General features: G+C 61.8%; 11 protein-coding genes. 4 read left to right on the forward strand and 7 right to left on the reverse strand.

Translation table 11 applies throughout. The features are described from left to right. Position 1 precedes the first annotated feature (1 nt). The 3 genes from V7M64_RS12165 to V7M64_RS12175 all read right to left on the reverse strand — a co-directional run bounded on the left by V7M64_RS12165 (position 2) and on the right by V7M64_RS12175 (position 6849). Positions 2-2812 (reverse strand): TonB-dependent receptor, encoded by a 2811-nt coding sequence (locus tag V7M64_RS12165; RefSeq protein WP_333679415.1) that lies wholly within the window; start codon positions 2810-2812, stop codon positions 2-4. Positions 2813-2907: 95 nt separating this feature from the next. Then, positions 2908-5691, reverse strand: coding sequence for a TonB-dependent receptor (locus tag V7M64_RS12170; protein WP_333679416.1), 2784 nt, complete (start codon positions 5689-5691; stop codon positions 2908-2910). Between the two features lie 126 nt (positions 5692-5817). Beyond that, on the reverse strand, positions 5818-6849 hold the full coding sequence (locus V7M64_RS12175; RefSeq protein ID WP_333679417.1) for a glucokinase: 1032 nt from the start codon (positions 6847-6849) through the stop codon (positions 5818-5820). A 421-nt stretch (positions 6850-7270) separates the two neighbouring features. On the opposite strand from V7M64_RS12175, the gene V7M64_RS12180 reads away from it, so the two are divergent. The 4 genes from V7M64_RS12180 to nagA all read left to right on the forward strand — a co-directional run bounded on the left by V7M64_RS12180 (position 7271) and on the right by nagA (position 12130). Then, on the forward strand, positions 7271-8557 hold the full coding sequence (locus tag V7M64_RS12180; RefSeq protein ID WP_333679418.1) for a sugar MFS transporter: 1287 nt from the start codon (positions 7271-7273) through the stop codon (positions 8555-8557). Between the two features lie 255 nt (positions 8558-8812). After that, on the forward strand, positions 8813-9844 hold the full coding sequence (locus V7M64_RS12185; protein ID WP_333679419.1) for a LacI family DNA-binding transcriptional regulator: 1032 nt from the start codon (positions 8813-8815) through the stop codon (positions 9842-9844). Positions 9845-9932: 88 nt separating this feature from the next. Then, positions 9933-10967: an SIS domain-containing protein gene (locus tag V7M64_RS12190; protein ID WP_333679420.1), complete on the forward strand. Its 1035-nt coding sequence runs from the start codon at positions 9933-9935 to the stop codon at positions 10965-10967. After that, on the forward strand, positions 10967-12130 hold the full coding sequence (nagA, locus tag V7M64_RS12195) for an N-acetylglucosamine-6-phosphate deacetylase (protein WP_333679421.1): 1164 nt from the start codon (positions 10967-10969) through the stop codon (positions 12128-12130). The genes V7M64_RS12190 and nagA overlap by 1 nt, the downstream gene beginning before the upstream one ends. Positions 12131-12192: 62 nt before the next feature. On the opposite strand, the gene V7M64_RS12200 is transcribed toward nagA, so the two are convergent. The 4 genes from V7M64_RS12200 to V7M64_RS12215 all read right to left on the reverse strand — a co-directional run. Then, positions 12193-12600: a type II toxin-antitoxin system MqsA family antitoxin gene (locus V7M64_RS12200; RefSeq protein ID WP_333679422.1), complete on the reverse strand. Its 408-nt coding sequence runs from the start codon at positions 12598-12600 to the stop codon at positions 12193-12195. Then, positions 12597-12722 (reverse strand): type II toxin-antitoxin system MqsR family toxin, encoded by a 126-nt coding sequence (locus tag V7M64_RS12205; protein WP_333679423.1) that lies wholly within the window; start codon positions 12720-12722, stop codon positions 12597-12599. Before V7M64_RS12205 ends, V7M64_RS12200 begins: the two co-directional genes overlap by 4 nt. Next, positions 12719-12874, reverse strand: coding sequence for a type II toxin-antitoxin system MqsR family toxin (locus tag V7M64_RS12210; protein WP_333679424.1), 156 nt, complete (start codon positions 12872-12874; stop codon positions 12719-12721). The genes V7M64_RS12205 and V7M64_RS12210 overlap by 4 nt, the downstream gene beginning before the upstream one ends. 114 nt (positions 12875-12988) lie before the next feature. Beyond that, the coding region (locus V7M64_RS12215) for a sulfatase-like hydrolase/transferase (protein ID WP_333679425.1) at positions 12989-13827 on the reverse strand (839 nt) is incomplete at its 5' end.

Genomic DNA, 13827 nt, shown 5'->3' on the forward strand with positions numbered 1-13827 from the left:
ATCAGAGCTTGAAATGCGCCTCGAGCATGAACTGGCGGCCGGTCACATACTCCTCGGACAACTGCGTCTTGCTGCCCAGGTACGCGTAGTACTTGGAGTTGAGCAGGTTCAGCAGGTTCAGCGTGACCGAGAAGTTCTTGTTGAACTGATAGCCTGCGGAAGCATCCAGCTCCTTGAAGCCGTCGACATAGGTAGCCGGAGCACCCGCGACGTAGCCACCGGCCAGATAGGCGTCGCGATAGTTGTACGACACGCTTGCGCTATACGGCCCCTTCTCGAAATACGGCCCGATGTTGTAGGAGTTCTTGGAGTTGTACGGCAGCCAACCACCGCTCGCGGTACTGGCATCGGAGTAGGTGTAGTTGGCGCGCATGCCAAAGCCGCTGTCTCCGAACGCCTGCTGGTAGCTCAGCGTGGCGCCCTTGACCTTGGCGCGGCCGCCGTTGACGGGTGCCGTTACGCTGTATTGGCAAACGCCGGCGCTCGTGCAGAGGCCGGCGGCAACCTGCGCGTTGCCGTTTGCTTGCATGTAGCCCGGAATGGTCCAGGAACCGTTGATCCGGCTCTGGTACGTGGCGGCATTGACGATGTAGTTGAGGACATCCTTGTAGAACACCGACGCCGCAAACATCGATTCATCGTTGAAATACCACTCGATCGACGCATCGAAGTTGGCCGAGCGATAGGGCTTCAGACCCGGATTGCCCGCAGTTGCGGTCAGCACCGTGTCGTTGGCTTCGAAGTACGGGGCCAACTGGTTGTACGGAGCATAGGCAACGGTTTCCGACGCTGCGCCGCGCAGGATGAGGTTCGGCGTGATGTTCCAGGCGACGTTCAGGGCCGGCAGCACGTTGGTGAAAGACTTCTTGGACGTTACCCAGCCGAAACCCGGGCCGAAGTCGCAGTTGAATGTATCGGCGGCAGCGCAATAACCGGGAACGTTGTAGCCGGATGCGGTGAACTTCGTATCGACGAAGCGCAGGCCGACGTTGCCATGCACGTTGTCAGTGCCGAAGTTCGCCTGCACATAGGCGGCTTCGTTCTCCTGCTGCACTGCCCAGGTGTTGTCGAAGTAGACGTTGGCATCCTTGTTGACACCGAAGCCCGGCGTGCTGAGCACTGCATTCTTGATCGCATTGAAGCCGCTGGTCTGAACGTGCCGGACAAAGCTGTCGGAGAGTCCCAGATCCGACATGCCAGACAAATTGGACAGGCCGCCATAGCCAATCTGGTTCAAGGTCAACTGTTGCGGGCCGGTATAGGCATTTTCCACCTGGCTTTCCCAGTGGCTGGCATAACGCACGCCTACCAGCACCTCGTTGACGAAGCCATCGAGATCCTTGCTGAAATCGAGTTGGCCGTAGGTGTCGCGAGCCTTGTACAGGATTGTTTCCTCATTGCCGCCCCAGCCATTGTCTGCCCAGTAATTGGGATTGTTGGCCGTGCTCGGGTCGGTGAACTGGACGCCGTTGTTGATGTTCCAGTTGAAGCTGCCGCCGTAATAGATTTCCTTGATGAAGGACGTCATCGGGTTACGCGAGCTGCTTACGCCCGCGTCTGCGCTCAGGCGCCAGCCATCACCGAAGTACGTGCCCTTCCAATCCGCGCCCTTGGTGGTGACTGCCGATCCGCGTGCATAGTTATCGGAGAACGTGGATGCATTGCTGGTGCAACTGGTCGTGTTGAAGCAGGGCGTACCCACCGAGCTGCCGCCGGTGATGATGCCGTTCGGACCTTCGGTCAGCGAGGTGATGCCGGCCGGCTTGTTGGTGGCCCACGGATACGTCGACTGGTTGACGTTGTCGAGGTCGTCACGCATGTACATCAAGCTCAGCGTGCTCTCGAAATTCTGATTCGGGCGGTACTGGATATTGGTGAGGATGCTGCTGCGCTTTTCCGTCTGCTGGAAATTGGCCGCACTCAGTTCGTTCGGAATCAGGTCGCCCGGCTTGATGCTGCCGGCATTGATTTCGTTCTGGATGGTGTTATTGCCTGCGGCGACGGCGGCCGCGTTGACCGACGCCACGGTGCTGTAGCCATAGTTCTCCATGCCCTCGCGCGAGGTGTACTCCTCATAGTGCTGGGCGGAAACGTCGATACCGAACGTCTTGTCGCTGTTGTGCCAGGAGTAGAACACCGAGCCATTGGGGCGCTGGCTGCCCACCATGTCGTTGTAGTTGACGCCGAACGAACCGTTGAGCGTGTTGGAGGCCACGTCGAGCGGCTTCACGGTGTGCATGAGCACGGTGCCGCCAAGGCTGCCTTCGACGATGCGCGCCTCGGGGCTCTTGATGATTTCCAGCTGGCCGAGAATTTCCGGCGGCAGCAGCGAATAGTTGAAACCGCGATTGGGGTTGTCGCCAAACAGCCAGATCGCCTGCGCAACCGGATGGCCGTCCAGCAGGCTGACGTTTAGGCTGGGATCCAGGCCGTCGATGCTGACGCGTTGGGTGCCAGGGATGCTGCGATCGAGCGTGACGCCCGGCACCTGGGCCAATGCTTCGGCAACGTTGGTGGCAGGGAATTTGCCGATGTCCTCGGCAGTGATCGCATCAACGATGGCGTCGGCGTTGCGCTTGGTATCCATCGATGCCTGAAGGCTGGCGCGGATGCCGGTAACCGTGATGGTGGCCAATTCCTTGGCGTTGGTTTTGCTGGTGGCGCTGTTCGTCGTGTCCTGGCTCTTGGTCAGCGCGCCAACACCATTGTTGGCGGTCGTCGACTGACTCGCATCCTGCGCATTCAACGTACCGGACAGGCAACACAGGCCCGCGACAATGCTCGCGGTAAGCAGGGTCTTGCGATGTGACATGTTCTTTCCTCCCCTCTAACTGTTCAACGACATGGATGGTCCTCTCCGGCTACGGAGAGGGTTGGGAAGTGAGCGTTGTCGCTGCTTGGTGGTCATCACTCATTCCCGTTCGGTACTCCGAATTTGAAATGCACACTGGCTAGATAGCGGCGTCCGGTGGTGTACGTGTTCCACGTGAGGCCCGATGTGCTGTCGTACTGGTAGTAGTTCTCGTTGAGCAGGTTCATCGCGTCGAAGCTCACCGAGAGATGCGGATTGAATTGCCAGGCAATGCTGCCGCTCAGGTCGGTGTAGTTGCCCACGCTGGCCGGCGGCGCGCCGGCGACGTAACCGCCGGCGAGATAGCGGCTGCGGTAGCCCAGCGTGAGGCGCGCGCTCAATGCGCCCTTTTCGTAGTAAGGGCTGAAGTTGACGGCGCTGCGCGAGTTGTAGGGCAGGTCTTCACCGTTGTTGGCCTTGCCGTGCGAGTAGGTGTAGTTGGCCGATACACCAAAGCCGGTATCGCCGAACGGCTGCTGGTAATTGAGGGTGAAGCCCTTGACGTTGGCGCCTCCGCCGTTGACCGGACGCAGCACGCTGTAGTCGCAATAGCCTTGCTTGTCGCAGTTGCCCTGGCCACCGGGATTCGCCGGCAGGTTTTCCAGGGCGGTGTAGGCATTGGTGCCGAACAGCGAGTTGAACTGGCGCTCGACCACCGCGTTGGTCTGGATGTAGTTGTCGATGTGCTTCAGGAAAATCGAGAACGCCAGCACCGATTGTTCCGAGAAGTACCACTCCGCGGAAAAGTCGACGTTGTAGGACTTGTAGGGATCGAGCTTGTTGTTGCCGCCGCTGCCGGTGAGCTGGTCGTCTACCAGCGAGGTGTTGTTGACCAGTTCGTTGTACGGCGCCCAGGCGATCACTTTGGCCGCCGAGGCACGCAGCACCACATCGTGATTGGTGTCGTAGGCCACGTTGATCGAGGGCAACAGGTCGTTGAAGGTGCGCGAGCTGGTTTGCGCCGAACCCGGCGGCGGCGGCAGGGCGGCGTTGGCGCCGGCCTCGTAGCCGAGGGTGTCGATGGTGGTACGCACGTAGCGCGCGCCGACGTTGCCATGCCAGTTGTCGTTGGCGAAATCGGCCTGCAGGTACGCGGCCTTCGCGCTTTGCGTCAAACGCCAGGTGTTGCCGAGATAGGTGGCCGGGTCGGGCTGCACCCCGGCGCCGAGGGTGTTCGCCACGATCCAGTCGTAAGCCGTCTGGTCGCCAGCCTGGATGTGACGCTGGTAGTCGCCGGACATGCCGGGAAAGCTGCTGAAGATGTTGGGCGTGTAGCCCACCGCACCCACGTCAGCCATGGTGGTGCCGTTCATCGAGGTCGGCACGTAGTAGCGATCCCAGGACGAACGCTCGTTGTGCTTGGTATAGCGCACGCCGAATTGCAGCTGGTTGATGAAGCTCTGGAAATCCTTGCTGAAGTCGAGTTGCCCGTAGCGATCCAGCGCGTGCATCGGCGTGCGGGTGAGGTAGCTGTTGTTGTCCAGCACCCAGTTGCCTGGATTGCGCGCGGCGGCGGGATTATCGAACGTCTCGCCGTTCGCGGCGTTCCAGGTGTAGCCGCCGTTGTAGCGCGGCGAAAACAGCGCAACCGTCGCGTTCGGATTGCCGGCGGTGCTGATGCCCGCCTGGCCGCTCATGTTCCAGCCATCGCCGTGGTACTTGCCATTGAAGTCCACGCCGCGGGTGGTCACGACCGACTGGCGCACGTTCTCGTCGAGGATGGTCTGCGCATCGTCCGGGCAGCTGGGCGTTTCGTTGCCGCACGAGTGGCCTTGGTAGATCAGGCCCGCGCCGTTGGCAGTGAGGCTGGTGATGCCGGTGGGATGGTCGGTGGTGATGCCGTACAACGACTGGTTGGAGTTCTGGAAATTCTCGCGGATGTACAAACCGTTCAAACCCAGCTCCAGGTTTTCGATCGGCTTGTATTGCAACGCCAAGGTGACGCTGTCGCGCTTGCGGTGCTGCTGGAACCAGGCACCGTTCACTTCCTGGGGCATCTTGTCGGCCGGGTTGAGCTGGCCGTTCGCCACCTCGGTGGCTATCGCGGGATTCACCGCGGCGATCTGCGACGCCGTGCTGTAGCCGAAGATCTCGGTGCCCTGGCGATCCACCTGTTCTTCGTAATGCGCGATGGAGGCCGCCACGCCGAACGTACGCGCGGCGTCGTGCCAGCTGTACAGCACCGAGGCGTTGGGCCGGCCGCGATCGGCCTGGTCGTTGAAGGCCGTACCCACCGAGCCGGTGATCGTGTTGGGATCGAGATCCAGCGGCTGGCGCGTATGCATGATCACCGTACCGCCCACGCTGCCCTCGGGCATGCTGGCCATCGGTGACTTATAGACTTCCAGGCGTCCAAGCACTTCCGGCGCGAGCTGGGTGTAGTCGAAGCCGCGATTGGGCTGCTCGCCCAGCAGCCACGGCGTTTGCGCGACCGGATGGCCGTTGAGGAAAGAAAGATTGAGGCTGGGATCGGTGCCGTCGATGCTGACGCGCTCGCCCTGGCCGAAGCGGCGGTCGATGGTCACACCGGGAATCTGCGACATCGCCTCGGCGACGTTGGTGTTGGGAAACTTGCCGATGTCCTCGGCGGTAACCGCATCGACTACGGCATCGGCATTGCGTTTGGTATCCAGCGACTTGGCAAGGCTTGCGCGAATACCGGTGACGGTGACGGCCGAAAGCTGCTTGGCATCGGTTTTCTGGGTGTGCGCATCCTGCTGCGCCGGCTGGTCACTGGGACCGGTCGTGGCAGCCTGACTCGTCGCTTGCGCATGCAGTGCACCGGACAAACATAAGCCGGCGATGATGCTCGCAACAAGCTGAGTTTTGCGATGTGACATGGCTTCCTCCCCACAGAGGCGTTTATCAGCACGGAAACGTTCGCGGCATGTCCGTACTGCATGACGTAAGGGCTTGCGCCCGGTTCTTGCTGAACCCCCCTTTTCCCACTACACCTGTCGCGCAACTCAATGCGCGTGTTGACCATCCAGATACAGACCAGCGGCGCCGATCACGCCGAGCTGGCCGTGCTCCATCAATCGAACCGGTACCTGTTGCAGAAAAGGGCGCATCACGCCCTTGTTGAAATAGCGCTCGGCGAAGGTGCTCGACAGCAGGAGATCGCGAATCTGCGGCAGGATGCCGCCGGCGAGATACACCCCGCCGCGCGCGCCATACAGCATCACCAGGTCGCCGACGAAGCTGCCGAGCAATCCGCAGAACACGTTCAAGGCTTCCACGGCGGCCGCATCCGTGCGTTCCACTGCATTGCGCGTGACATCGGCCGGCAGTTGCAGGCCGGGCGTTGCACCGCGCAAGGCGCAAATGGCGTTGTAAAGATTGAGCAGGCCGGGACCGGACAGCGCGTGCTCGTAAGAGACATACGCGCGATCGCGCGCCAGCCAGCGCAGGATGTCGATTTCCAATTCGTTGCCGGGCGCGAGCGAAATCTGTCCCGCTTCCGTCGCCAGCACGGTGGCGTGCGGCTTGCCGGGCAGCAGCACCGCCGAACCCAGGCCCGTGCCCGGCCCCATCACCAGCACCGGACCGGCCACTTGCGGCGCGCTGCTTTCGATCACCGGCACGGTATCGGCCTGGGTCATGAACTGCGTGGCGTAGGCGACCGCTTCGAAGTCGTTGATGACGGCAAGGCGGGAGATACCCAGGCTCTCGCGGATGTCGCGGATCGATACCGGCCACGGCAGGTTGTCGTTGACGATGGCATCGCCCAGTACGTAGCCGGCGCTGGCCACGGCGCAATGATCGACATGCGTGCCCGCGCTGAGCTGCGTGACGAAATCTTTCAATACCGCGGTGAGGCTCGGCCATTCGGCGCAGGCGTAGCGGCGGTATTCCAACACCGTAACGGGGCGCCGGCCATCCGGATGCGGGCTGACCAGGCCGATGCGCGCATGCGTGCCGCCGACATCAGCGGCCAGGAACGCTGGCTCCGGTGACGGCACCGATTGCGCCTTGCCATGTACCACAGCCTGAGCCACGCCCCCTCCTCACGGTTTTGTTCGCGCTTGCCTACAGAACCAGCAGGCAACCCTCTCAGCGCGTTTCGGTGACGGAGTCTGGTCAGGAATGACAACGCTGTCAACAGGGGAAAACATGGGCGCGCCAGGGACTTGTGCCGCAGTGCGATATGCCATCGCCCATGGTTACAGGTGCAAGTTTTTAACCCTTTGACATGCCGTCATTTTTGGGTCGATCATGTAGGCCATATGGCCTAGCTCCAAAACTGCTGCGATGCATCACATCAAGGCGTTCGATAGGACCAAATGACGCACGTTGTCGGTGCTGCAAAACGCCTTCGATTGACAACGTTGTGCCTTGAGGACAATAAAGGACCGGATCGTCTTGCATCACGGTGATGTCGGTTGCCGGCATCGGATTCATCCACGGGGAAAGCGCTACATGTCGTCCACCACTTACACCGCCGACGAACCACGCACGTCGACTTTGCTGCCGATGATGATCATCGGCGTGCTGTTCTTCATCATGGGATTTTTCACCTGGCTCAACGGACCGCTGATTTCGTTCGTCAAAGTGGCGTTTACGCTGGACGACATCAACGCGTTCCTGGTGCCGTTTGCCTTCTACGTGTCGTACTTCGTGCTCGCCTTGCCGGCTGGTGCCGTGCTCAAGCGCACCGGCATGAAAAAGGGCATGGTGCTGGGTCTTTTCATCATGGCGGTCGGCGCTGCGCTGTTCGGCGAGTTCGTGCGCATTCGCATCTATTCGGGCGCGCTCACCGGCTTGTTCGTGATCGGCGCGGGGCTGTCGTTGCTGCAGACTGCCTCCAATCCGTACATCAGCATTCTTGGCCCCATCGATAGCGCTGCGCAGCGCATTGCATTGATGGGCATCTGCAACAAGGTGGCCGGCGCGCTGGCACCGTTGGCGTTCGGTGCGCTGGTGATGAAGGGCATCGATACCTTCCTTGGCCAGGTGACCGGCATGGCCGAAGGGCCAGCGCGCGAAAGCCTGCTCAATGATTTCGCCGCGCGCGTGTTCTGGCCGTACATGAGCCTGGCCGGGTTGCTGGTGGTGCTGGCGATCTGGATCCTGCTTTCCTCGCTGCCGGAGATCAAACCTTCCGGCGCCAACAGCGAACGTTCGATTGGCCACGGCAAGGGCGGCATTTTCAGCTTCCCGCACTTGTGGCTGGGCGTGCTCTGCCTGTTCCTCTATGTGGGCGTGGAGGTGATGGCGGGCGATGCCATCAATACCTACGGCCAGGGCTTCGGCCTGCCGCTGCAGGTAACCACACATTTCACCACCTACACCATGCTGTCCATGCTGGCCGGCTATCTCATTGGTTCGGCGCTGATCCCGCGCGTCATTTCGCAGCAGAGCTACCTGGCCGTATCGGCGGTGCTCGGCGTACTGTTCGCGATCGGCGCCTTCCTTACGCACGGCTACGTATCGGTGGCCTTCGTGGCCGCGCTGGGCTTTGCCAACGCCATGATGTGGCCGGCGATCTTCCCGCTGGCGATCAAGGGATTGGGCAGCCATACCGAGCTGGGGTCGGCGGTGCTGGTCATGGGCATCGTGGGCGGCGCATTGCTGCCGCAGGCGTTCGTGCACCTCAAGCAGTACATCGACTTCCAGCTCGCGTTCGTGATTGTCATCGTGCCGTGCTATCTGTACATCCTGTACTACGGGATGCGCGGGCATAACGTGGGCGCGCACGCAGGCTAAGAGCCTATTTGATGTCTCAGCGTGGCTTACATGGTTCCCCAGTACCCGCCCGGTGTTCGTGCCTGGCGCAGCGCCGGACTGGCCGTCCGGCCAAACCGCGCACGGCCGCATTGCAGGTGCTCGAGGGACATGCGGGCCGCGTTGGCGCATCAAGCAGGCCCGGTTGCCTGGTGATGTCAGGCGCATGCCCTTTCACCACCATCAAGCCGGGGCCCTGGGCTACGATGCCCACCCAATACCCGGGAGGATCTCTCGTTGCACAGCCCCACCATCAAGGACGTCGCCAAACACGCCGGCGTTTCGTTGAAGACGGTTTCGCGCGTCATCAACCACGAGGCGGCAGTACGACCCGAGACCCGCGAAAAGGTGGAGCGGGCGATCGAACAGCTCGGCTATCACCCGGATCCTTCGGCACGCAGCTTGCGCAGCAGCTCGCACGCGTACGCGATCGGCTTGGTTTACGACAACCCGAACGCACACTATGTGATCGACATGCAGAACGGCGTGCTGTCGGCCTGCCGCGAGCGAGGTTTCGGCTTGCAGATTTATCCCTGCGATTCGACCGCACCGGGCCTAGCCGAAGAGCTGGTATCGCTGGTGCAGCGCGCACGCCTGGCCGGGTTGATCCTGGCCCCGCCGATGTCGGAGCAATCCGCCCTGCTCGCCACGCTGAAGGCGAACGATGTGGACTTCGTGCGCATCATCGCCTCGCGCGAAGACCCCAGGGACGGCATGCCTTGCGTCTACGTGGACGATCACGACGCGGCATATGCGATCACCGAGCATTTGATCCAGCTCGGGCACACGCGCATCGGTTTCCTGTGGGGCGAACCGCATCACCGTTCCAGTCCGGAGCGCTACCAGGGCTATGCGGATGCGCTGAAGGATTACGGCATCGCGCTCAACCGCAAGATGATCCTGCCCGGGCGCTACGCCTTCGACGACGGCTTTCGCGGCGCGCGCAAATTGCTGGCGCTGAAGGAGCCGCCCACGGCAATCTTCGGCTGCAACGACGAGATTGCCGCGGGCGTGCTCGCCGCGGCGCGTTCGGCCGGCTTGGACGTGCCGTGGGATCTGTCCATTGCCGGGTTCGAGGACAGCCCATTCTCCAAGCAGGCATGGCCGGCGCTGACCACGGCGCGCCAATCGACCAGCGAAATCGGGCGGCATGCAGCGCTGCGCCTGATCAGCGGTTTGCAGCACGAGAACAGCAACGAACTGGCCAACGAAGGCTTCATGCCGGAGCTGGTGGTACGCGGGTCGACCGCGCCGCCGCGGCAGACTTGATCATTCCCGCTTACCTATCACCTCAATCCTCTTTCCGGCGGGAAGAGGAAGCAGTGCATGCTGCGCCTTATTTTTTTCCGGAGTCTCCATGAAATCCGCTCGCGACACCCTGATGTACAACGAGGCGCAGGAAAGCGCCGCCGCCGTCGAACGGCAGCTTGCGCAGAACGCATCGATCCTCAAAGCGCTCGGCGAACGCCTGCGCGCGAATCCGCCGCGCTTTATCGTGACCTGCGCACGCGGCAGTTCCGATCATGCTGCCGCGTATGCGAAATACGTATTCGAAACACGGCTTGGCCTCGTCACCGCCTCGGCATCGCCATCCATTGCCTCCATCTACGATGCGAACGTGAAGCTCGATGGCGCGCTGTTCGTGGCGATATCGCAATCCGGCAAGAGCCCCGATCTGTTGCGCAGCGCGGAAGCGGCAAAGCAGGCCGGTGCTTATGTGATTGCCCTGGTGAACGTGGAAGACTCGCCGCTGGCGGCACTGGCCGATACGGTGATTCCGCTGCGCGCGGGTCCCGAGCGCAGCGTGGCGGCGACCAAGAGCTATCTCGCCACACTCGCTGCCGTATTGCAGTTGACCGCGCATTGGGCCAACGATGACAAGCTGCATGCCGCCATCGCAGGTCTTCCCAACGACCTGCGCCGTGGCTGGGAGGGCGATTGGAGTGCACTGGAGCAAGGGCTGGCCGGGGTGCACAACTTGTTCGTCGTCGGTCGCGGCTACGGGTTCGGCGCCGCGCTGGAAGCGGCGCTCAAGCTCAAGGAAACCTGCGGCCTGCATGCCGAAGCCTTCAGCGCCGCCGAAGTGAAGCACGGCCCAATGGCGCTGGTCGGCGACGGCTTTCCAGTGCTGTTCCTGGCGCAGGATGACGGCACGCTGGAAAACACGCTCGCCGTCGCCAGCGAATTCCGCTCGCGCGGTGCGCGCGTATGGGTCGCGGCACCCGGCGCACAAGGTCCGGATGCGCTGCCGCTGCCCGGCGGCATCGACCCGATCGTGACGCCGCTGCTTGCCGTGCAAAGCTTCTATCGCGCGGCCAGCGCCTTGTCGCTGGCGCGCGGCTACGATCCCGATGTGCCGCCGCATCTGCGCAAAGTGACGGAGACGGTGTGATGCCCCCCAGTCCGCTGATCGCCCTCGTCAACGGCCGCGTGCTTGGTGATCATGGCCCGCGTGAGGGCCTGGCCGTGCTCGTGCGCGGCAAGCGCATCGTGGCGATCGTTGCGCATGACGATTCACGTCTCGCCGATGCACAGAAGCACGATCTGCACGGTCATCTGTTGCTGCCGGGCTTTATCGACGTGCAGGTGAATGGCGGCGGCGGCTTGCTGTTCAATGATGATCCGAGTGTCGAGACACTACGTGGCATCGCCCAAGCGCATCGCAAGTTCGGCACCACCGGCATGCTGCCGACACTGATTACCGACACCGCAGAAAAAATGCGCGCCGCGCTGCAAGCGGTCGATGATGCGATCGAGCAGCGCGTGCCCGGCATTCTCGGCATCCACGTGGAAGGCCCCTTTCTGGCCAATGCGCGCAAGGGCATCCACAACGCCGACCTGTTCCGCCTGCCTGACGATGATGACGTCGAAGCACTGATCGCTCCGCACAAAGGTCCGGTAATGCTGACGCTGGCACCGGACCAGGTACCGTTGCCGGTCATTGCGCGCCTGGATGCCGCCGGCGTGGTCGTGGTTGCCGGCCACACCGCCGCCAACTACGCCACCACGCGCGCCGCGCTGGATGCCGGCGTGTGCGGCTTCACCCACCTCTACAACGCCATGACGCCGCTCGCCAGCCGCGATCCGGGCGTGGTCGGCGCGGCGCTGGACGATCCGCACAGCTGGTGTGGCTTGATCGTCGATGGCCATCACGTGCATCCGGCCACCTTGCGCGTCGCCATCGCCGCCAAGCAGCGCGGCAAATGCGTGCTGGTCACCGATGCCATGCCGCCGGTCGGCAGCGATCGTCCCGAATATGTGCTCAACGGACAGACCATCACCATGCGCGACGGCATCTGCCAGAACGAAGCTGGCGTGCTGGCGGGTTCCGGTTTGGACATGGCGGGCGCGGTGCGCAATACCGTACAGATGCTTGGCCTGCCGCTGGCGGAAGCATCGCGGATGGCCAGCAGCTATCCGGCGGCATGGATCGGACTGGATCGCACGCATGGGCGCATTGCAGCCGGGTATCAGGCGGATTTCGTGGTGATGGATGATGCGTTGGCGGTGCGGGAGACGTGGGTAAGCGGCGTGGCTCATCCGGCGGTCGCCTAGGCTGGTACGCCGGATTCAGATATGCGCTGGCGTACGCCGCGCTCGACCTGCAGGCTGTGCAATCACGCAGCCCTGACTTCATCAAGCAGTTCCGGATGGTGATCCAGCACCTTGAGCAGTTTTACCAAGGCCAACGGCGGCTTGGTTTTCCCCGTTTCGTAGCGCGAGAAAGCGTTGACGCCGCCACCGAAAAGTTCGGCAGCTTCGCGTTGGTCGAGAGCGAGTTTTTTGCGGACCTTGGCGATGTAGGCAGGGTCGACAATGGCTGCATTCACTTGCTTGTTGAATTGCAACATCAGCTCGCTCACGCGCGCTGATTCGTCCATATCCAAAATCGATTCGCCGCAGGCAGAGCAAAAATCGCCAGTCACCGCGGGAATCGCGGTAGTTTCGCCTTTATAGGTATAGGGCAGATCGCGGGTATCGCGAATCAGTGCCGCCACGCCGCACGCTGGACATTTCATCGTCATAACTCCTTGAAGGATACGATCAGCACATCGTCAATGACCGTCAACTTCAGATATACGTTGCCCGCTTGCGTGCTTGGGCAATACACATCTTGCCAAACCGCATGATCGCCGTACGTGGTCATGCTCTTGCGGCCATTACCACGGTGACTATGTCTGGAACTCCAAGCCCCAATTGCGCAGCCCCGAACTCCGCAGAGTAAGTGGTGCGTACTTTGCCTTCCTCAACTAACGCTTTGACGACAACCAACTTGCAATGCGGTGTTCGTTTCTCCATGCAGGAGATACTAACCAACTAGGTTAATCTAGCAAGAAGGTTAGTCCACATCAAGCGACAGTTACGCGCACCCTGCGCTGTCCGATTGCATCCCGGCGACACCAGGCGCCCGTATCACTGATACACACGCAACCGATTGAAGATCCATCCGTAGTACGACTTCACCAGTGGCTTATCCGCGCAATCGGCATACAAGCCATTGCAGCGCTCGCGCAACGAGGTCAGCGCGGAGAAGTACGCATCCATCGGCAGATCGGCCGCCTTCAACACCATGCCCGGCAGATGCGCGATATCCAGCATGGGATACGTCGGCAACGCCGCGCCAGGCACGTTGCTCTTGATCATGTAGTAGGTCAGGTAGTCCTGGTACGGCCGCAGCGACGATGGCAAATTGCGCGGCAATGTACGCATCAGATCGTCGAACGATGGCTGGTGATCACCGAAGTGCACCAGCACGGTCGGCTGCGCGCGGTCGAGGAAGTTATGCTCCAGCGCCTTCATCGCCACATCGGAATCGTGCACGCGTTGCAGATAGGTATCGAAGTTCAACGCGGTCGCCGGTGGCAAACCTTGCAGCAGGTTCTGGAACGGCTTGGGCAAGGTCGACATGGGATCGTCATGCGGGCCGTGCTGGTTGATGGTGAGGATCATCATGAAGACCGGCTGGCGCGGCTTTTTCACCTTATCGTAGACGCGCTTGGCGGCATCGAACATTTGCGCATCCGTCTCGTCCCAGTCGTCCAGGCCGAGCTCGCCGGCGCCGTAGAACTGGTCCACCCCGTACGCCTTGTACGCATCGCGGCCGTTGAGGAATTCGCCATGCGTCGGGTAGATGGCCACGGTGAGATAGCCGAGCTTTTTCAGCAACCGCGGCAGCGAATCGCGCACGTGCGGGGCAAGCACGTAGGGCGCATACATGCCGCCCGGGCCGAAGATGTCCTGCGGCATGCCGG

It is taken from the genome of Dyella sp. (assembly GCF_036746095.1).
In the GTDB taxonomy this organism is placed as follows: Bacteria; Pseudomonadota; Gammaproteobacteria; order Xanthomonadales; family Rhodanobacteraceae; genus Dyella_B.